Source organism: Sorangium sp. So ce327 (genome assembly GCF_051530205.1).
Classification (GTDB): Bacteria; Myxococcota_A; Polyangia; order Polyangiales; family Polyangiaceae; genus Sorangium; species Sorangium cellulosum_B.
Map to the genome: position 1 here is coordinate 6,730,477 of NZ_CP150330.1, position 20,363 is coordinate 6,750,839.

Here is a 20,363-nt window from a genome sequence, read left to right on the forward strand (position 1 = left end):
CATCGGCCCCGCGCGACAGCGACCCCCTCGGGAGCTCCGGCGCGCGGGGCTAGCGCGCGGCCCGCGGGGGCAGCGTGACATCGCGCCCGCCGACGCGGAGCGTGGGCGGCTCGGCCTCGACGAGCAGCGGGGCGAGCTGCGTCTGCGCGTGGCGCGAGAAGCGCGCCTCGAGCGCGCCGCTCCGGGCGCGCGCGTACACGACGCCGTCCTCGCCGACGGAGAGCGTCGCCGGATCGAGCGGCTCCTCCGTGCCGTCGAACAGGAGCAGCGAGACCGCGCCGCCCTCGCCGATCCGGAGCGCGTCGACGAAGAGCGGCGCGTCGTCGACCTGGAAGTAACACCAGTCGTAGCCGTTCGTGAGGATCGGCCGGCCGTCGTCCGGGTGCCGCCCGATCCAGGACCGGAGCCCGCGCTCGATCGCCGGATGGTCGACCCGGGCGCCGTCGTGCCAGAAACGGCCCTCGCGATCGAGCCGGATCGAGCTCTCGCGGGAGGTCCCTGGGGGCGGCGCGAAGCGGAAGAAATCGGGATGGTCGCCGGGTTTCATGGGTCACCTCGCAGGAGAGATGCCGCCCGGCGCGGTGAATCGCAAGGAGCGCAAGGAGCGCGGGCAGCCCGCGGCGCGGAGTACTATAGCGGGCCCATGGGAGCCCAGACGGTAGAGGTCGGCACGGACGAGCACCTGCGCGCGACGCGGGCGTACTACGACGAGTTCTCGGCGCGCTACGAGGCCCGGCGCGGAGGGCGCGATCCCGGGGGCTACCACGACCTCGTCGACGCGCTCGAGGTCGACTTCGTGCGCCGCTTCGGCGAGGGCCGCGACGTGCTGGAGGTGGGGTGCGGGACCGGGCTCCTGCTCGCGCGGATCGGCGCGTTCGCGCGCGCCGCGCGCGGGGTCGATCTCTCGCCCGGCATGCTCGAGCGCGCCAGGGAGCGCGGGCTCGACGTCGTGGAGGGGAGCGCGACCGACCTGCCGTTCGCTGACGAGAGCTTCGACGTCGCGTGCTCGTTCAAGGTGCTCGCCCACGTGGAGGACGTCCGTCGCGCGCTGTCGGAGATGGCGCGCGTGGTGCGGCCCGGCGGGCACGTGATCGCCGAGTTCTACAACCCCTACAGCCTGCGCGGGCTCGTGAAGCGGCTCGGCCCGGCGGGCGCCATCAGCGACAGGACCCGGGAGAGCGCCGTCTTCACGCGCTTCGACGCGCCGAGCGCCGCCGCCGCCCTGATGCCGGACGGCGTGCGCGTCGTCGCCTCGCGCGGGGTGCGCATCGTGACGCCGTTCGCGGCCGCGATGCGCGTGCCGGGCCTCGGGCGCCTCCTGCACAGGGCGGAGTGGGCGCTGTGCGACACGCCGCTCGCGCAGCTCGGCGGGTTCTGGATCGCCGCCGCGCGGAAGGCGTGAGCCGCGCGGCGCCCCCGGTCAGAACCGTCCGGTGAGCCCCGCGACCATGCCGCCGGGGACCACCGAGATCGTCGGCGCGGCGGTGAAGCTCGGCGGCGGCGGCACGGGGCGCGTCCGGAAGGAGACCCGCTCCGGGACGAACGTGATCTGCGCGTGGGCGATCCCGGCCGCGACGAGCGTCGCGAACGCCCCGAAGGCCACGCGGTTGACGGCGGCAGCGGTCCCGATACGGCTGTTCAGCGCGTCGATGTCGACGCTCTGCCCCGAGGGCCTCTGCGATATGTCGACGTTCTCGTAGCTGGCCAGCGCGAACGCCGAGACGATCGAGGTCCCGCCGGCGACGGCCTGGCTCACCAGGAAGAACCACCCGAGCCCATCGTCGCCGTTCTGGAACTGCCCCACCCCGAAGGGCAGCATCGCGGTCCAGCGGGAGTTCTGCGCCACGACCCGCTCGCGCCCGGCGAGGCGATGGATCTCGGCGACCCAGCGGCGCTCGTCCTCGCGGCCCCGCTCGACCCGCAGCCGCGCCGCGCGCTGCGCCTCGGCCTTCTGCCGCGTCACCTCCTCGATGCGCGCCCGGATGCGCGCCCGGACCGCGGTGAACCGATCGATGACCTCGGGCTGGAACACCGCCGGGTTCGGCGAGTACCCCGGGTTGTCGAGGAGGATCTTCTCGATGTACGCCTCGGCCTCGCTCGTGCGCCGCAGCGCCAGGAGCGCCGCGGCGGCGAGGCCGCGCGCCCGCTCGACCAGGCCGGGCTCGGAGATCCTGCACGGCTTGCCCTCCGCCTCGATTGGGCCGCGCTCGCAGGGCGCGTTCGCGGGATCGAGCATCGCCGCGAAGCGGCTCACGGCCTCCTCGTAGTGCCCGGCGTCGAAGCGCGTCTTGGCGAGCTCGAACTGCTGCACGTCGTCGGCGCGCGCCGGCGCCGCGAAGCAGAGCCCGAGGGCGGCTGCCGCCGCCGCCGCGAGGCGCCGCGGCGCGCGCAGGGCGCGGCAGCCCCCGACCGATGGGAAGCGAGCGCCGGGAGATCTCCTGCCTGGAGTTCGCGCAGCCATGCGGAAGGGGTGCGCCGTGATGTAGCGGAGTTTGGACGGGGATGCTGAGAATTCCGGAGCGGACGCCACAATGACGGCAATGCCGTCAGCCGGACGGCCAGGAAACCGTGTTCGGCTCGCCGGCCACCAGCGTCACGTTGCCGACGCGCGGCGCGGCCTCCGGCGTCGCGGGCGTGAAGAGGCAGCTCCCGCTCCAGGACACGTCGTTCAAGGTCACGGCCTGCGGGGCTCCGGCGTAGCCGATCAGGCCGATCTGCGGGCACGCGACCTGCGCGCTCGGCGGCGCGCCGCTCAGGACGACCGTGCTGGGCAGGATCTCCAGCTTGTGGATGATCCGCTGCGGCGCGGAGACGCCGGGCTTCGGCGCCACGACCGAGATGACGCCCGCGTACGGCTTGCAGCACCGCGAGTTCGGCACGCTGATGTGAACGGTGTGTGTGCCGATCTTGAGGGGCGTGACCTTGTTCGCGCCGAACCAGCTGATCTCGACGCCGTCGAGCACCAGCCTGGCGCCGCTCGGGACGATCTGGAAGACGACGTCGCGCACCGCCGGAACGTCCTGCGTCGGCGCGGCCGAGGGCGGGATGTGCGGCAACGGCGGCCGCGCGCGGGGCCGCGGCGCGCTCGCGGCCTCCGTGGCGCTCGGCGCGACCGCGCGCACGTTCGGCGACGGGACGAGGGCGTTGATGGGCGCCGGCGGCGTCGGGCGCGTCGGCGGCGGCTCGGCCGCCGCGAGCGCGTCCCCGTCCACCGGCGGCGGGTCGCGGAGCGCGCGGGCGATCGTGAACGCAGCGAGGCCGAGCGCCACCGACCCCAGCGCGACGAGCAGCGCGCGCAGCGCGAGCTTCTGCCGGTTGCGGCTCGCGTTCAGCTTCGTGAGCCGCTTGAGGATGGTGAGGTCGTTCGGCGCGAGGGCCAGCGCCCGGTTGTAGTCGGCGGCCGCGCCGGGCACGTCGCCGCGCTTGCGGCCGGCCTCCGCGCGCGCCACGAGGCGCGGGACGAGCCGCGCGACGTGCCGCTCGGCGTAGCCTGCCGGGTCGGCGAAGTAGGCGGCGAGCTCGGCGCGCGGCTCCGCGATCCCGAGCGCCGTGAGCTCGGCCCTGATCTGATCCGCGAGCGCGCGAGGGGTCGCCGGGCGGGCGGCGATGTCGTGCGCGAGGGCGCCCGCGACGATCCGGCTCCAGCGCGCGCCCACGGTGGCTCGCTCGCGCTCGGCCTCCGGGTACATCCCCTCGAGCACCTTGCGGAGCACCTGCGCCGGGTTCTTGCCTTCGAACGGCAGGTGCCCGACGAGACACTCGTAGAAGAGCACCCCGAGCGCGAACACGTCGGTGCGCGCGTCGACCTCGCCGCCCTCGATCTGCTCCGGCGCCATGTGCGCCGGAGAGCCGAGCACCTGCCCCGTCGACGTGACGCCCTGAGCGTCGAGGATCTTGGCGATGCCGAAGTCGGTGAGCTTGATCACCACGCTCGCGCCGTCCCGGCTCTCGCCGGCACGGTCGGAGGGCAGCTCGACGAGCACGTTCTCCGGCTTCACGTCGCGGTGGATGATCCCCGACGCGTGCGCGTGCTCCAGCGCGTCGCAGAGCTCGAGCACCACCGCGGCGCCGATCTCGGCCGGCATCTCGCGGTGGGCGCCCAGGATCTTGCGCAGCGTGGCGCCGCGGAGCAGCTCGACGACGAGGTAGCGCTCGCGGTCCTGCTCGCTGGAGACGTCGTACACCTCGACGATGCCGGGGTGGCGCAGCTTCGCCGCCGCGCGCGCCTCGGCGACGAAGCGGGTGCCGACCTCCGCGTTCTCCCGGAGGTGTTTGTGGATGATCTTGACGGCGACCTCGCGGCGGAGCCGCGGGTCGCGGGCGCGGTAGACCGTGGCCATCCCGCCGTGGCCTAGCTCCTCGATCAGCTCGTATTTCTCGAGCTTCGGGAGGACTTCTGCGCCCGCGTTTCTGGAGAGGGATTCCTGCTCGCCCGACGAGCCCCTATCGCGGGCGGGCAGGCTCATTCAACGACCTTCACCCGAATCGTGTTGGTCGACCCCGAGACACCGACGGGAGCGCCGAAGATGGTGACGAGCTTGTCGCCCGGCGAGACGAGGCCGTTCGCAAGCAGGTACCCGGTGGCGCGCTCGATCATCTCGTCCGAGTTCCGGAGCGCGTCGACGGGGAACGGCACCACGCCCCAGAGCAGCGCGAGCCGCCGGCGCGTCGTGTCGTTCGGCGAAAAGGCGACGATCGGCACCACGGGGCGCGCCTTCGACGCGTACCGCGCGGTGAGGCCGCTCTCGGTGAACGCGATGATGAGCTTCGCGCCGATGTCCTTCGCGATGTCGCACGCGGCGCGCGCGGTCGCCTCCGGGACGTTGGCGCGCTGGCCGGGCTGCTCGCTCGAGAGATACCGGTAGAACGAGCTCTGCTCGGCCTCGGTGACGATGCGGGCCATCATCCGCACGACGAGCGGCGGGTGCGCGCCGGTCGCGGTCTCCTGCGAGAGCATGACCGCGTCGGTGCCGTCGAAGACGGCCGTCGCCACGTCGCTCGCCTCGGCGCGCGTCGGGCGCGTCGCGGTGACCATCGACTGGAGCATCTCGGTCGCGACGATGACCGGCTTCTGGTGCACGCGCGCGAGGCCGAGGATCTCGCGCTGGATGATCGGCACCCGCTCCGGGTTGAACTCCACGCCGAGGTCGCCGCGCGCCACCATGACCCCGTCCGAGGCGAGGATGATCGACTCGAGGTTGTCGATGGCGCCTGGCGTCTCGATCTTCGAGACGATCGGCGTCGGGCGACCCCAGGCCTCGCAGATGTCGCGCACGTGCCGGACCTCGTCCGCGTTGCGCACGAACGAGAGGGCGACGTAATCGACCCCCTGCGCGAGGCCGAAGCTGAGGTCGGCCTTGTCCTTCTCGGTGAGGGCCGAGATGCGCACGCGCCTCGCGGGCAGGTGCACGCCGACGCGATCGCGCAGGCGTCCGCCCTGCGTCACGCCGGCGTGGACGCGCTCCCCGTCGACCTTGGTGACGGTGACCACGACGCGGCCGTCGTCGATCAGGACGACATCGCCCGGCTGCAGATCGGACGCGAGCCCCTCATAGAGGATCGGGATCTCGCCGGGCGTGGCGACTGGGCTGTCCCTGTTCGCCTCGATCAGGGTGACCGAAGCCCCGTCAGCCACCTCGAAGGTGTTGCCGGGGAAGCGACCGGCTCGGATCTTCGGGCCGCAGAGGTCCTGCAGGATAGCCACAGGCTTCCCGCATGCCTCCGCAGCCGCGCGGACCGTGGCGATTGCTTTGCCATGATCCTCATGCGAGCCGTGAGAGAAGTTGAGTCGAGCGACATCCATACCGGCGCGGATGAGCTGCTCCAGCGTCGTTTGAGAGTCACACGAAGGGCCAATGGTACAGACGATTTTCGCTCTGCGTACGAGCACGGGCGGAGCATGCCACGAGCAGGGGTCGCGACACTACCCTGATTGTGAACGGGCCATGCGGACTTCACCGGATTCCAACAAAGCAGCTGGGAAATGAGCCGCTGCGCGGCGCGGCGCACGCGCGCGTCAACGCAGCAGCGGAGCGCGGCGTCCGGCCGTGCGCAGCATCGACCCGCGCGCACGGCCGCGGATCGCTGCGAATCGGAGATCTTTCGGAGGGGGAGTGAGCGGCGGGACGACTCGGGCGCGCGCCGCAGCGCGGCATGAGGTCCCGCCTTGGGGTCTTGTGACTAGGAGCGGCGCTCTCGGCGCTCGCGCGGCGGCCCGCCACGATCGCGCTCCATGCCGGGCCGCGATCCGCGATCGCCGCCGCGATCGCCGCCTCGCCCGCCCGGCCCATCGCGCCGCGGCGGCGGGCCGGCGTCGCGCGCCTGCGCCATGCGCTCGCGCGCCCGATCGCCCTCCTCGCCTTCCGGGAGCGGGAGCAGCTCGCGCCGGCTCAGCCGGATCTTCCCCTCGCGATCGACGCTCAGCACCTTCACGTCGAGCGAATCTCCCTCCTTGAGGACGTCCTCGACGCGCTCGACGCGCGTGTGGGCCATCTCCGAGATGTGCAGCAGGCCGTCGGTGTTCGGGAGGATCTCGACGAAGGCGCCGAAGTCGGTGATGCGCTTGACCGTCCCCTTGTAGGTCGCGCCGACCTCGGGCTCGGCCGTCAGGCCCTTGATGATGTCGAGCGCCCTCTTCACCGCGTCGGAGTCGGCCGACGCGACGTTCACCGTGCCGTCGTCCTCGACGTCGATCGCGACCCCGGTCTGGTCGACGATGCCCTTGATGGTCTTGCCGCCGGGGCCGATGATCAGCCGGATCTGGTCGGGCTTCACGCGCACCGTGGTGATCCGCGGCGCGTACTGGCTGAGCTCGGGCCGCGTGGTCGGCAGCGTCTCGAGCATCTTGCCCAGGATGTGGAGCCGCCCCTCGCGCGCCTGATCCAGCGCCTGCGCCAGGATCTGCCGGCTCAGGCCCGCGATCTTGATGTCCATCTGGATCGCGGTCACGCCGCGCGCGGTGCCGCAGACCTTGAAGTCCATGTCACCGAGGTGATCCTCGTCGCCGAGGATGTCCGAGAGCACCGCGTAGCGCTGGCCCTCCATGATGAGGCCCATCGCGATGCCCGCGACGGGCGACTTGATCGGCACGCCCGCGTCCATGAGCGAGAGGCACCCGCCGCAGACGGCCGCCATCGACGACGAGCCGTTCGACTCGAGCGTCTCCGACACGATGCGGATCGTGTACGGGAACTGATCCGGCGCCGGGATCATCCGGGAGAGCGCGCGCTCGGCGAGCGCGCCGTGGCCGATCTCGCGCCGGCCGGGGCCGCGGAGCGGCTTCGTCTCGCCCGTCGAGAAGGGGGGGAAGTTGTAGTGGAGGTAGAAGCGCTTCCACGTCTCCCCCATCAGGCCGTCGATCTTCTGCTCGTCGGTCGAGGTGCCGAGCGTCGTCGTGACGATCGCCTGCGTCTCGCCGCGCTGGAACAGGGCGCTGCCGTGCACGCGCGGGAGCAGGCCGACCTCGCACATGATCGGCCGGATGCTCCTGCCGTCGCGGCCGTCGATGCGCCTGCCCTCCTCGGTCACGTAGGTGCGGACGACGTGCGCCTTGCGCTCCTCGAACTCCGCCTTCACGAGCCCCTGGAGGGGCAGGAGCTTCTCGGCGCCGAGCTCGGCGCTCAGCGTCTCGGTCAGCTTCTTCTTGAGCGAGCTGTAGCCGTCGTAGCGCGCCTTCTTGTCGGTCACCTTCGTCGCGGCCTTCAGGTCCTCGTCGACGATCTGGGCGACGCGCCGCTTGATCTCGTCCGGCAGCGCCGGCGCGACGAACTCGCGCTTCGGCTTGCCCACCGCGGCGCGCATCTTCTCGATCAGATCGATGACCGGCTGCGCGGTCTCGTGCGCGAACATCAGCGCGTCGATGATCTCCGCCTCGGTCGCCTCCGCGGCGCCGCCCTCGACCATCACGATCGCGTCGCGCGAGCAGGCGACGACGAGGTCGATGTCGCAGCGCTCGATGTCGGCGACCGTGGGGTACGCCACGAACTCGCCGTCGAGCCGGCCGACGCGCACGCCCACGACCGGCCCGTGCCAGGGGATGTCCGAGATGTGCAGCGCGGCGCTCGCCCCCGTCAGGGCGAGGACGTCCGCCTTGTTCTGCTTGTCGCTGGAGAGGACGGTCGCGATGATCTGCGTGTCCCGCTTGAAGCCCTCCGGGAAGAGGGGGCGGAGCGGGCGATCCATGAGGCGGCTCGAGAGGATCTCCTCCTCGCGCTGGCGCGCCTCGCGTTTGAAGAAGCCGCCGGGGATCTTGCCGGCGGCGTACGTCTTCTCGACGAACTCGCAGGTGAGGGGGAAGAAGTCGAGGCCCGGCCGCTCGTCCTGCGAGACGGCGGTCACGAGCACCATCGTATCGCCGTAGGTGACGAGCACGGCCCCGTGAGCCTGCTTGGCCAGGCGGCCGGTCTCGAGGGTGAGGGCACGGCCGCCCACCATGACGGATTCACGAACGAACATTGGGATTTCAGCTCTCTCTCGCGCGATCGCGAGGGCCGCTGCGTGCGGCGCTACGCCGAGCGCGAGGGGCTGCTCTTCTTCCTCGGTTCCTGCGCAGGAGCCGACCTGCTGCGCACGAAGCGAAGACGAAGACGCGCGGAGCCCGCGCTCGGGAACGGCGAGGCCCGATCGCCCCGCCGGTCCGTGGTCAATGAGTGACCTCCTTAGAGCGTCCGCTCCACTCTCGCCAGCGCAAAACGCAGGCGTTCAGGGGTGCGTCCCGCAAACCTCCCGAACGGAAGGGACCGGAACGGCCGCGCGCGCAGGGGTGCTTGTGCAGAAAGGCGCGTGCGGAGCCGCGGATGAGGCGGACCGAGCGCGTGCGGGCCGCGAGCAGGACCGATCACACGCGGACGAGCCGCTGGGGGAAACCGCCGGTGGTGGGGTGAAGCAGCAGGTAGGACAGACAGGCCCAGCGGGCTGATGGCAGGCGAGGTCGCCTGCTCTCGCGCGGCGCGGGCGTGCGGCGCACGCCTCGCGCCGGGACCTCAGGCCTGATCGGCCCGAGGATCGCGCTACTTGCGGAGGTTGAGGCGGCTGATGAGGCCGCGGTAGCGCTCGATGTCGACGCGCTTCAGGTAGTCGAGCTGCCGGCGGCGCTGGCTCACCAGCTTCAGCAGGCCGCGGCGGGAGTGGTGGTCCTTCTGGTGCGTGCGGAAGTGCTCCTGCAGCTGGTTGATCCGCTCGCTGAGGAGGGCGATCTGGACCTCCGGCGACCCGGTGTCGCCGTCGTGGATCGCGTACTTCTGGATGATGTCCGTCTTCTGAACCGAGTGCAGCATGGCTGGCTCTCCATGGCCCTGCCGGTGCGCTACCGAGCGTCCGGGCCGGCTCGTCCTCTCCGAAGAAAACGGAAGAACGGGACCGGCGGCTGGCCAAGTGACGCCTGAATGTGAGCCCCACGCCCGTAGTGGCGGGAGCCCGCGAAGTTCAGGCCAGTGAGCTGAGGAGCGCGCGAGTATACGCAGGTGCCTCGGTCCGTCAACGCGGTCGACACGGCCGCGCGATTTGTCACCCCCAGAACGGCCGATTGGTTACCCTCGGTCGGCGATGCCCGGCACCATCCGGCCCCCCGACGAAGCCTCCCGAGCGCAGTCGGACGCGCGCGGCTCGCAGTCGGACCTTCATATCGCGAACGCGATGACGAGCCTCTCCTCTTCCGCTTCCGCTTCCGCCACGGCGCTCCCGACCACCGGGAGCGACAACTCGACCCCCAAGGTCTGCCCCACCTGCGGGGTCCGGTACCCGGCCGAGTTCAGGGTTTGCCCGCGCGACGCCGCGACGCTCGACGAGTCGGAGGACGACGCGGTCCGCGACGACCTCGTCGGCAAGACGCTCAACGAGACGTACACGGTCGTGCGCGTCGTCGGCGAGGGCGGCATGGGGCGCGTCTACGAGGCGCGCCACACGCGGATCTCCAGCAAGCGGTTCGCCATCAAGATGCTCCACCCGGAGTTCGCGCGGCAGCCCCAGGTGATCTCGCGCTTCCAGCGCGAGGCCGAGGCCGCGGCCGCGGTGCAGAGCCCGTACGTCGTCACCGTCTTCGACGTCCACCGCACCGCGGAGGGCCGTCCGTTCCTCGTGAACGAGTTCCTCGAAGGCAAGGAGCTCGCCGACTACCTCAACGAGGCCGGCAAGATGAAGACCGGCCCCGCCGTGCGGATCGTCCGGCAGATCTGCAAGGCGCTCGCCGCGGCCCACGCGAAGGGCGTGGTGCACCGCGACATGAAGCCGGAGAACGTGTTCCTCACCGGCGACCTCGCGATGCCGACGGCCAAGGTGATCGACTTCGGCATCTCCAAGGTCGACGACGCGCCGGGCGCCGCGCTCACGCAGACCGGCATGATCATGGGCACGCCCTCGTACATGGCGCCGGAGCAGGCCCGCGGCGAGCGCGTCGATCACCGGGCGGACATCTACGCCGTCGGCGCGATCCTCTACTGCGCCCTCACCGGCAGCCGCCCGTTCGACCGCAACGATCCGACCGCGACGCTCACCGCGGTCCTCACCGAGGACCCGCCCCGCCCGCGCTCGCTCGAGCCGAGCATCCCCGAGCCGCTCGAGATGATCATCCAGCGGGCCATGGCGAAGGAGCCCAGCCATCGGTACCAGACGATGGAGGAGCTCGACGCGGAGCTCGCGCTCTACGACACAAGCGAGGCCGAGCCCAAGGAGCTCGACGCCCCCGGGTCGCCCGGGCCGCGCGTGTCGATGCCGTCGGCGCCGCGCGTGGCGCCGACGATGCAGCTCCGCCAGGCGCAGCAGGTGAGCATGGCGAGGCCGCTCATCCTGCTGCTCTTCGCGCTCGGCCTCTTCTGGGTCGCCGGCAGCCTGGTCACGCTCGTCACCGCGATCATCCGCCTTTCGCGCGGCGGCCAGGTGACCGACAACCTGACGGGCCTCGAGGCCGTCCTGCTCGCGTCCGGGATCGGCTTCGCGCTGATCACCCCCGCGCTGATCAGCGCGAGCCACGTGCGCAAGACCGTCTGGAACAACAGCATGAAGGCGGTCGATCTGGCCGACAACCTGCGCCGGCCGATCGTGGTCGGCCTGTGCGCGTACGGCTTCGCGTCGCTGCTCGTGCGGGTGGTGGAGGCCGTCGTCCTCCGGCGCGCGGCCGGCGTCGCGTGGCCCATGTGGGACGTCGTGCTGTTCGCGGTCGGCGCGGTCGGCGCCGCCGGCGCGTACCTCTTGCTCCGCAGCGAGAGCCGGTAGCTCCGCCCTAGCGCCGGTCCAGCCACGCCTGGAGCAGCAGCGCGGCCGCCGCCCCGTCGACGCGCTCCTTGCTCTTCCGCCCCGAGACGCCCCCGTCGCGCAGCCGCCGTGCCGCCTCGACCGTCGTCAGCCGCTCGTCGACGAGCTCCACCTCGACGCCGGCCGCGTCCGCCAGCGCCTGCGCGAAGGCCACCGCCCGCCGCGCGGCGGGCCCCTCGTCCCCGTTCATCTCGAGCGGCAGCCCCACGACGAACCGGGTGATGCCTTCGTCCCGAGCGAGCGCCGCAAGGGCCTCCAGGAGCGCCTTCCGGTTTCGCCCGTCGAGCAGCGGCCGCGGGTGCGCGTAGAGCCCGAGCTCGTCGGTCACCGCCACGCCCACGCGGGCCTTCCCAAGATCGATCGCCGCAGCGCGTGCCTTCGCCTTCGCCATGCCTCTGGAAAGACCCCATAGTCCTCGGGCGACGCGCCGGCGAGACCCGAGCGTAACCGGGAAGCATCCGACCGGCTTGACCCGCTCGCCAGCACCGACCATAAGCGCCGCGCGATGGAACTGCGCGCGGTACGGGGGATGAACGACATCCTCCCCGAAGAGGTGGAGCGCTGGCACAAGCTCGAGGGGGCCTTCCGCCTCCACGCGGAGCTCCACGGCTATGCCGAGGTGCGCACGCCGCTGCTCGAGCCGACGGAGCTCTTCCGGCACCAGATGGGAGAGACGACGGACGTGGTCGAGAAGGAGATGTACTCCTTCGAACGCCACGGCGATCACCTCACCGTCCGCCCCGAGGGCACCGCGGGCGCCGCGCGCGCCTACGTCGAGCACGCGGTCCACGCGAAGGAGCCGGTCACCCGCTGGTACTACCTCGGCCCGATGTTCCGCGGCGAGCGGCCGGCGAAGGGGCGCTACCGCCAGTTCTACCAGGCCGGGTGCGAGCTCTTCGGCGATCCCGGGCCGCTCTGCGACGCCGAGACGATCGACCTCGTCGCCGGCTTCCTGCAGCACATCGGGGTCGGCGAGTTCGTGGTGCACGTGAACTCGCTCGGCAGCGCGGGCACGCGCGAGCGCTACCGCGAGGCGCTGCTCGCCCACTACACGCCGCGCAAGGCCGAGCTCAGCGAGGACTCGCAGCGCCGCCTGGAGAAGAACCCCCTGCGCATCCTCGACTCGAAGGACCAGCGCGATCACGAGGTGTCGCGCGACGCGCCGTCGATCCTCGACCTGCTCGACGACGCGGACCGGGCGCACTGGGAAGGCGTGCGCCGCTGCCTCGACGTGCTCGGCGTGAACTACGTCGTCGATCGGTCGCTCGTGCGGGGGCTCGACTACTACACGCGCACGCTCTTCGAGGTGAAGGCGACCGCGGGCGATCTCGGCGCCCAGAGCACGCTCGCGGGCGGCGGCCGCTACGACGCCATGGTCGCGGGGCTCGGCGGGCCGAGCGTGCCCGCGATCGGCTTCGCGATGGGGATGGAGCGGCTGCTCACGATGATGCCCGGCGCCTCGCCCCGCCGGAGGCCTGGCTGCTTCCTCGCCCCGCTCGGCCAGAGCGGCGCGGATCAGGCGCTCGTGCTGGCGAAGCAGCTGCGCGCGCTCGGCGTCCCGGTCGAGCTCGACGGGCGCGGCGGGCGGCTCAAGGCGATGCTCCGGCGCGCCGACTCCCTCGGCGCGCGGCTCTGCGTGATCCTGGGGGACGCGGAGATCGAGCGCGGCGTGCTCCAGATCAAGGATCTGGTGGCGCACGTGCAGGAGGAGATCCCGCTGGAGGGCGCGGCGCGCGTGCTCGCGGATCGGGCCCTCGAGGCGTCGCCCGGCGGCCAGCGGGGAGCGCGTTGACCTCCGAGGCGATGGGAGCGCAGGGCTGCTCGCGAGGGGCGCTCTGCGCGTCGGCGAGCGAGGGGCGGGGCCGCGCTCGGCGCGCGGGATCGGCGCTGTCGCTCGCCGCGGCGCTGGCCGCGCTCGCCGCGCCGTCCGTGGCGGCGGCGCAGCTCGGCTTCGGCCAGCCCGGCATGACGCAGCCGCCGCCCGCGAGCGCGCCGCCGAAGCCGCCGCCCGGCACGCCGGAGACGCACGCGGCGCCGACGTCCGAGGAGAGCCCGATCCAGACCCAGGAGCCGACCCTGCCGGAGGACCCGCTGGCGGTGCCGCCCGCGGTCAAGAAGCAGATCGGCACGAACGACGTCGGCGAGTGGGAGCGCGGGCGCGCCGAGGAGATCCAGCGCGACTGGTACGGCCCCTATTACAGCGAGCGGAGCGGCAGCTACCAGTTCAGGACGGTCTTCCCCCTGTGGGCGGAGCGCCGGATGCCCGGCGACCGCGCCACGATGGTGACGCCGCTCTACTACAACCGCCGGAGCAAGGACGTCGACGCCGACGTGCTCTTCCCCTTCTTCTGGAAGCTCCGCGACGAGAACACGTACACGACGATCGTCGGCCCGTTCATGCACCGCGAGTCCGAGGGTCGCCCCGCGAGCCCGGGGCGGAAGGCAGAGCCGGGCCGGCACGACAACTGGCTCGCGCCGCTCTTCTTCGAGGGCAAGCGCGACGACGGGAGCGGCTACTTCCACATCCCTCCCCTGCTGACCTTCACGCATCACACGGCGCGGAGCGGCTTCAACCTGATCGGCCCCCTCTTCTGCAGCTGGAAGGGCGGCCCCGCGTGCGACACGCGCTCTGCCGACAAGATCGATCTCGGCCTGGCCCCCCTCTACTTCTACGGCCACGACGAGAGCAGCGAGTACGAGGTCATCCCGCCGCTCCTGCACTACTACCACTACAGCGACGTCGGAGACCGCTCCACGAACGTGTGGGGTCCGCTGATGTGGCAGCACTCCCGCAAGGGCGACGTGTTCAACATCATGCCCTTCTACTGGCACAGCTGGGGCAAGAACCACGATCGCACGACGCTGTTCCCGTTCTTCCACTACGGGTACGAGGGCAACAAGAGCCTGCTCATCACGCCGCTCTTCCTGAAGGCGCGCGGCGAGGAGGGCGAGAGCACCTTCGCGACCTGGGGCTACGCTCGCTACCGAGGGCGGACGGAGCTCGACATGATCACGCCGCTCTTCTGGCAATACCGTGATCCGTCCATCGATCTCGAGCGGACGTTCCTGCTCCCGTTCTATTACCGGAACACCTCGCCGCGCAGCGATGATCTCGTGCTCTTCCCGTTCTATGGCCGCTTCAAGCGCCACGGGTTGAGCGACACCACGTGGCTCACGCCGCTCGTGCGGCACACGCGGGATCTCACAGGCTGGGAGACGGACATCTATCCGTTCTTCTACTCGGGGAGGAACCGCGACGCGACGCACCTCGTCGTCGCGCCGTTCCTCTGGGACTTCGCGTCGCCGACGTCGCGCACCACGGTGGCCCTTCCGTTCTTCTTCCGGTTCGCGGATCCAAACTCGGTGACGCAGGTCGCGCTCAACACCGTGTACCGGGAGCACCGGGTGCGGAACGGCAAGGAGTGGGAGTTCCACCTCGTCCCCCTGTTCTCGTACGGCGAGACCCCGGAAGGTCACTGGTGGAACGTCCTGTTCGGCCTCGCCGGGTACACGCGCGCGGGCACGGCGGCGACGATGCGGGCGCTCTACGTCCCGATCCAGCTGAGCAAGTGAGCCCGCGCGGTACCGAGCTCCGCTGCCTCGGCGGTGCGCCGCCGCCCCCGGAGCTCGCCGCCGACCTGCGCCGGCTCCTGGAGCTGCCCGAGGGCGCGCGGCAGCGCCTCTGGGAGGCGCTCGGGCCGAGCCTCGGCGAGCCGGTGCCCGCCGCCGTGGAGCGGCTCCTCGACGCGTTCTGCCGCCGCCACGAGGTCGGCTCCGAGGCGCTCGCGCGCGTGCTCAAGGCGTGCCGATTCCTCGTCCGCGAGGCGAGCAAGCGCGACCTCGACCGCGCCGCGCTCGCGGCCGACCTCGCGGCGCTCGCGCCGGACGAGGGCGCCGAGGAGCTCCAGGCGATCCTGCTCGCCGGCTACGACCAGGCCCGAGCGGTCGTGCGGCGGGAGATCGTCCGCGGCGCGCTGCTCGACCACGGCAAGCTGCTCACCGGCGTCGACTGGCGCGTCGACACGATCGCGGCCGCGAGCCGCGGGGCGAAGATCGCGGCGCCCGTCGTCGTGCTCACGCTGAGCTACCAGGAGGGCGAGCACCGCTCCCGGATCACCTTGCAAGCCACCCCGGACGTGCTGCGGGAGCTCCAGCAGATCTGCGTGCAGCTCCTCGGCTGATCGCGCGCCGCGTGGACGGCGACAGCGCGGGCGCCTCTTACCTGCTGCTGTCGCGCGGCTCCGGGCGGGGCGCGGAGTTCGCGGAGACGACCTCGGCGATCGCGGAGAGCGCGTCCTCGGCGGAGAACGGCTTCTCCAGGAGCGGGCGGCCCGACGAGGCGAGGAACCGCTCGACATCGGCGCCGAAGCCCACGCCGGTCATGAAGATGAACCCCTGGGCCAGCACGGGATCGCTCTCGCGGATCCGCGTGTAGAAGACGTCGCCCGACATGCCGGGCATGCGCAGATCGCAGAGCACCACGTCGAAGCGCTGCCCGCCCGCGAGCATCCCCATCGCGGCGTCGGCGCTCGGCGCGAGCGCCACCTCGTGCACGCGGCCCAGCTGCTCGGACAGCGCGCGGGCGAGCGACGCCTCGTCCTCCACCACGAGCACGCGCACCCGCTTCGAGACGAGCCGCGGCACAGGGGAGACGCTCGGCGTCGCCTCGTCCGTCCGCCCCGCCGCGGGCAGCGAGATGATGAAGCGCGCGCCGCCCGGCGGGACGCTCCCCGGGACGGGGCTCTCCGCCGTGATCTGCCCGCCCGCGCGCTCGATGATCTCGCGGCTGATCGACAGCCCGAGCCCCGTGCCGACCTCCGGGCCTTTCGTCGTGAAGAAGGGCGCCCAGATGCGCGGCAGGTTCTCCTCCGCGATGCCGGCGCCGGTGTCGCTCACCACGATCTCGACCGTCTCCCCGTCGCTCCGCGTCTCGACCGTCACCGTCTGATCGCGGGCCTCGTGCTTCGAGCCCGGCTTCGGGATCGCCTGGGCCGCGTTGACGAGGAGGTTCACGATGACCTGGCCGAGCCGGCCGTCATCCATGAGGATCGGCGGCACTTCGGACAGGTTCTTCACGATCTGCGCCCGCTCGATGATCTGGCCGCGCGTGAGGCTCAGCGCGGAATCGACCGTGCGGTTCGCGTCCGTCAGCGTGCGGCGCGAGCCCTCGGGCTGCGGCGGGCTCGCGAACAGCTTGAGATCGCGGACGATGTCGACGATGCGCTTGATCGAGTCGCGCAGCTCCTTCACGAGCTCCGACGCGCTGGAGGCGGCGCTGCCCTCCATGCGCACGTTCGGGCCGCGCAGGAGGCGGTCGAGCATGTCCAGGCCGAGCAGGATGAACGCCGCGGGGTTGTTGATCTCGTGCGCCACGCCGGCCGCGAGCGTGCCGAGCGTCGAGAGGCGATCGACCTGGATGAGCCGCGTGCGCGCCGCGTGCTCGGTGCTCACGTCCGCGAGGACGCCCTCGATCGCCACCACGCGGCCGCGATCCGAGACGAGCGGGTACACCGTGCCGCGCGCGGTGATCGCGTCGCCGCCCCGCCGCCGCAGGCGCGCCTCGTAGGAGGCCGACGGGGCCCCGAGCTTGGCCCGCGCGACCGCGTCCTCGAAGCACATCACGCCCTCCGGATCGGCGTGGGCCTCCCCGAGGAAGCCCGGCGTCCTGAGCGCCTCGGCCACCGGCACGCCCAGGAGCCGCTCGGCGTGCCGGTTCAGGAACGAGAGCTCGCCGGACTCGGGATCGAGCCGGAAGATGATGAGCGGCGCGTTGTCGAGGAGGTTCCGGTGCTGCTCCTCGAGCTCGCGGATCCTGAGCAGCCGCTCGGCGGCCTCGCGCTCCCCGGCGACGACGCGCAGCGAGCGATCCAGGCCGGCGCCGAGCGCGTCGGCGATCTCCTCGAGGAGCGGGATCGGCGCCGATGCCGCCGCGCCGGCTCCCCCGTAGCCGACGACGAGCGCCGCGATGATCGGGCAGCCGAAGCCGCCGGCCCCGGCGCCGGCCGGCGCGGAGCGCGCGGCGGGGTGGCCGGGCTCGGCGCCAGGAGGCGTGGCCCGCACCGGGAGCGCGACGTACGAGAGGCACCCCTCGCTGGCGCCCATCTGGGCGAGGGCGTTCCCCGCGCGGGCGTCGTCGCAGGAGAACGGCTCGCCCTCGGCGAACACCCGCCGGAAGAGCGCCGCGGGCGCCGGCAGGCGCGCGCCGAACGGCGCGGCGGCGAGCGCGTCGCCGCGGAAGACCGAGTACGCGCGGAGCCCGCCCTCCGGCTCCGGGAACACCACCGCGAAGAGCTGGAACGCGGCGAACCGGCCGACGGCCCCGGCGAGCTCCTCGAACGGCCTCGGCAGGAGCAGGTTCGAGTGGCGGGCCACGACGGTGAGGACGGCGTTCAACGCGACGAGGCGGCCAACCCTCTCGCTCGCAGGCTCTGCGTGCATTTCCACGACATCTCACCACGTCAGCGCGCAGGGACGAGAGGCATTCTTCACTTTTCTCCGGCCGGCGGGTCGCCCGCGGTCGCCGGGGACGTAGGCCGGGCCGCCGCGCCGGCGCAGCGCTCGAGCAGGCGGAGGGCGGCGTCCCGGCGCTCCTCGCTCACGGCCGGCCCCGTGCCGGCGGCCCCGTCGTGCGCTGCGTACTGGGCGAACATCCTGCGGGCGGTCTCGACGTCCTCGACGCCGCACGCGACGACGAGCCGCAGCCGCTCGGCCTCGATCCAGACCCGCTGGACCGGCAGGTGGGCCGCGAGCGCCCGATCCAGGCGATCGGCGGCCTCATCGAAGCGGCCGTCGCTCAGGTAATGGCGGCCTAGCAGGTAGCTCGGCAGGCCGTCGCCCGGGGATTGCGCGGTCCACGCGCCGAGGAGCTCCGCCGCACGGATCCTGTCGGGCGCGCCGCCGCGCGTGCCGATCAGCAGCTCGACGATGGCCGCGCGGGCGCGCTCGTCGTTCGCGGCGGCGATCTTCACGTCGAGGGTCCGGAGCCGGTCCTCGTCGACGAGCCGGCCGGCGACCTCGCCGTACCGCGCCGCCGCGCGCTCCCGGTCGCCCGCGGCGAGCGCGACGTCGCCGAGCCGCTCCGCCGCGCGGTCGCGCAGGTGGCGCGGGATCGACCCGTCCCCGGCGATGCGCTCGAGCTCGCGGATCCCCTCGCTCCGCTCGCCGGGCGCGTCGCTGGCGAGCCGCGTCTCGGCGATGGCGATGCGCGGCGCGGGGCTCCGGTCGAGCGACAGCACGCGCCGGTACGCGGCGATCGCGCCCTCGTGGTCGCCGCGCGCGCGCAGCTCCTCCGCCTCGTGGGTGCACGCGTCGACCACGTGCGGGCAGCGCCGCTCGAAGAGCGCCGGCCGATCGAAGCGGGCCTTCGCCTGCGCCTTCGCCGCGTCGGGGAGCGTGAGCGCGTCGAGATCGGCGTGCCACGCGCGCTCCATCACCTCCCACGAGGCGCCGGTGATCTCCGGCAGCGCCTTGCCGCCGTACCAGGCGCGCACCGCGTCTGCGCCGTACGTCGCGCGCACGTGGCCGACGAACGCGCCGCTCACGGTGTAGGCGGTCGACGAGTTCTCGGCGAGGAAGCCGAGCGCGAACAGGCGCGCGAGCGGCGGCAGGATCCCGAGATCTTTCATCGCCTTGGCCCACGCGCGCGGGCTCAGGTCCTCGCCCTCCCTTGGCGAGCCGGCGACGGCGATCCCCTCGATGAGCCCCGGGTCGGGGAGCCACCCGCCGAGCCGCCCGGCGACCTTGAACGGGCCGCGGGCGAAGGCGCCGGCGAGCACGTGCATGATCTCGTGCCCGAGCGTCGGGTGCGGGTAGCCGGCGGCCTGCAGGTACACCTCGCGGCGCCACGGCTTCGCGACGTACGTGCGCGACGCGCCCATGAGCGCGCCCTTCTGCGCCGCGCTCTCGAACAGGTAGGCGCGGACCCGGAGCGGCTGGCCGTCGACCACCGCGGGCGCCCCGAGCCAGCGCTCGCCGGCCTCGATGTGGGCGTCGCACTCGCGCACGAAGCGCTGGACGTCGGCCTCGCGCACGCCGCGCGGGTGGACGACCTCGCAGCGCTGGCCCTTCGAGAGCGCGCCGAGCTCGGCCGCGATGCTCTCGGAGGTCTGGAAGTGGCCGAGGCGCGCGCCCTCCAGGACGGTCGCGGCGCTCAGCGCGGCGCTCGCGACGCCGAGCAGGAGCAGCCCGGGCCGGCCCTGCGGCTGGAACGACACGCGCCCGCCCGCGTCGTGCACGAGGTGCTGCGCGAGCGCCGACGCGGCGAACAGGGTGGCCAGCGTCCCCGCGCGGTACGTCAGCAGCCCGGACGCGTCGACGACCGTGTCGTAGAGGGTGCCGCTGAAGAAGCCGGCGAAGGGGTCGTAGGCGAAGACGATCGGGCTCGTGTAGAAGCGGACGGCGCTCACGCCGATCGCGCCGAGGGGGGCGGCGAGCGCCGCGAGGACGGCGATGAGCCGGCGCCGCCACGCCGGGCGGGGAGGCGCGGCGTCGTCGCGGCGGATGCCGGCGGCGAGCTCGCCCGCGACGGCGCCCCAGGCGCCGCCGAGCGCCGCGCCGAGCCCGGGTCCGAGGGCGAAGTGCGCCGAGCCGCCGAGCACATCGCAGAAGCCCGCGCGCAGGCCGTGCACCAGCGTGGTGGCGTACGCGACGACCGCGAGCAGGGCGCCGCTCGCGACGCCGCGGCGGAACGCCTCGACAGGCGGCGGCCGATGCGCGGCGACGTCGAGGGCGGTCACGATCGCCGCGGCGCCCGGGACGATCAGGCCGGCGGCGAGCGCGCTCTCGTAGCCGGGGCCGTCGAAGAGGGGCAGGAAGCCGACGAGCGCCATCGCGATCGCGACGAGCGCGGCGCCGAGCCTGGTGGCCGGTGAACGCAGCAGCGTGGGCATGGTCGCGTGGGACTCCAGGGCTGCCTTCGTAGCCGCGCCTGCCCGGAGAGGCGAGCGGGATGCGGGCGCCCCGGCGCAATCCAGCGAGCTGCGTTCTCGATGGACGGTCCGGGGAGGACGGCGGTGTCTTTCGAGAACCCGACGAAGCCGTGCGCGGTGATCGCGCGGCCTCCGATCCGCCGTGTTCGATAGTGCGCGCTTCTCCTTCCCTCCTCTTTTCTGCTCTGC

14 protein-coding genes are annotated in these 20,363 nt (G+C 72.7%); 5 read left to right on the top strand and 9 right to left on the bottom strand.

Features of this window, described 5'->3' with window-relative positions:
* Positions 1 to 49 precede the first annotated feature (49 nt).
* Positions 50 to 547 carry a hypothetical protein gene (locus WME95_RS25160; protein WP_437910923.1) on the bottom strand — a complete coding sequence of 166 codons (498 nt, stop codon included), beginning with the start codon at positions 545 to 547 and terminating at the stop codon, positions 50 to 52.
* A 96-nt stretch (positions 548 to 643) separates the two neighbouring features.
* On the opposite strand from WME95_RS25160, the gene WME95_RS25165 reads away from it, so the two are divergent.
* Positions 644 to 1,402 carry a class I SAM-dependent methyltransferase gene (locus WME95_RS25165; protein ID WP_437910924.1) on the top strand — a complete coding sequence of 253 codons (759 nt, stop codon included), beginning with the start codon at positions 644 to 646 and terminating at the stop codon, positions 1,400 to 1,402.
* A gap of 18 nt (positions 1,403 to 1,420) precedes the next feature.
* Here WME95_RS25165 and WME95_RS25170 read toward each other — a convergent pair whose 3' ends face one another.
* The 5 genes from WME95_RS25170 to rpsO all read right to left on the bottom strand — a co-directional run bounded on the left by WME95_RS25170 (position 1,421) and on the right by rpsO (position 9,275).
* Complete coding sequence (locus WME95_RS25170; protein WP_437910925.1) at positions 1,421 to 2,461, bottom strand: hypothetical protein; 1,041 nt, start codon at positions 2,459 to 2,461, stop codon at positions 1,421 to 1,423.
* Between the two features lie 85 nt (positions 2,462 to 2,546).
* A complete protein-coding gene (locus WME95_RS25175) occupies positions 2,547 to 4,466 on the bottom strand; it encodes a serine/threonine-protein kinase (RefSeq protein WP_437910926.1) in 1,920 nt (639 codons plus the stop codon).
* Positions 4,463 to 5,890, bottom strand: a complete 1,428-nt coding sequence (pyk, locus tag WME95_RS25180; protein ID WP_437910927.1) for a pyruvate kinase — start codon at positions 5,888 to 5,890, stop codon at positions 4,463 to 4,465. The genes WME95_RS25175 and pyk overlap by 4 nt, the downstream gene beginning before the upstream one ends.
* 290 nt (positions 5,891 to 6,180) lie before the next feature.
* Entirely contained in the window at positions 6,181 to 8,454 is a 2,274-nt protein-coding gene (gene pnp / locus WME95_RS25185) for a polyribonucleotide nucleotidyltransferase (protein ID WP_437555287.1), read from the bottom strand.
* A gap of 554 nt (positions 8,455 to 9,008) precedes the next feature.
* Complete coding sequence (gene rpsO, locus WME95_RS25190; protein ID WP_272093461.1) at positions 9,009 to 9,275, bottom strand: 30S ribosomal protein S15; 267 nt, start codon at positions 9,273 to 9,275, stop codon at positions 9,009 to 9,011.
* A gap of 358 nt (positions 9,276 to 9,633) precedes the next feature.
* On the opposite strand from rpsO, the gene WME95_RS25195 reads away from it, so the two are divergent.
* Positions 9,634 to 11,208 carry a serine/threonine-protein kinase gene (locus tag WME95_RS25195; RefSeq protein WP_437910928.1) on the top strand — a complete coding sequence of 525 codons (1,575 nt, stop codon included), beginning with the start codon at positions 9,634 to 9,636 and terminating at the stop codon, positions 11,206 to 11,208.
* Between the two features lie 7 nt (positions 11,209 to 11,215).
* On the opposite strand, the gene ruvX is transcribed toward WME95_RS25195, so the two are convergent.
* Positions 11,216 to 11,638, bottom strand: coding sequence for a Holliday junction resolvase RuvX (gene ruvX, locus WME95_RS25200; protein WP_437540578.1), 423 nt, complete (start codon positions 11,636 to 11,638; stop codon positions 11,216 to 11,218).
* A gap of 138 nt (positions 11,639 to 11,776) precedes the next feature.
* Between ruvX and hisS the strand changes: the two genes are divergently transcribed.
* From hisS to WME95_RS25215, 3 genes are read left to right on the top strand one after another with little or no spacing between them, the layout of a single operon-like run.
* Complete coding sequence (gene hisS / locus WME95_RS25205; RefSeq protein WP_437910929.1) at positions 11,777 to 13,039, top strand: histidine--tRNA ligase; 1,263 nt, start codon at positions 11,777 to 11,779, stop codon at positions 13,037 to 13,039.
* Positions 13,036 to 14,820, top strand: a complete 1,785-nt coding sequence (locus WME95_RS25210; RefSeq protein ID WP_437910930.1) for a hypothetical protein — start codon at positions 13,036 to 13,038, stop codon at positions 14,818 to 14,820. Before hisS ends, WME95_RS25210 begins: the two co-directional genes overlap by 4 nt.
* A complete protein-coding gene (locus WME95_RS25215) occupies positions 14,817 to 15,428 on the top strand; it encodes a COMM domain-containing protein (protein WP_437910931.1) in 612 nt (203 codons plus the stop codon). Before WME95_RS25210 ends, WME95_RS25215 begins: the two co-directional genes overlap by 4 nt.
* A 37-nt stretch (positions 15,429 to 15,465) precedes the next feature.
* On the opposite strand, the gene WME95_RS25220 is transcribed toward WME95_RS25215, so the two are convergent.
* On the bottom strand, positions 15,466 to 17,685 hold the full coding sequence (locus WME95_RS25220; protein ID WP_437910932.1) for a hybrid sensor histidine kinase/response regulator: 2,220 nt from the start codon (positions 17,683 to 17,685) through the stop codon (positions 15,466 to 15,468).
* A 47-nt stretch (positions 17,686 to 17,732) separates the two neighbouring features.
* Entirely contained in the window at positions 17,733 to 20,135 is a 2,403-nt protein-coding gene (locus WME95_RS25225; RefSeq protein WP_437910933.1) for a hypothetical protein, read from the bottom strand.
* Between the last annotated feature and the right edge of the window lie 228 nt (positions 20,136 to 20,363).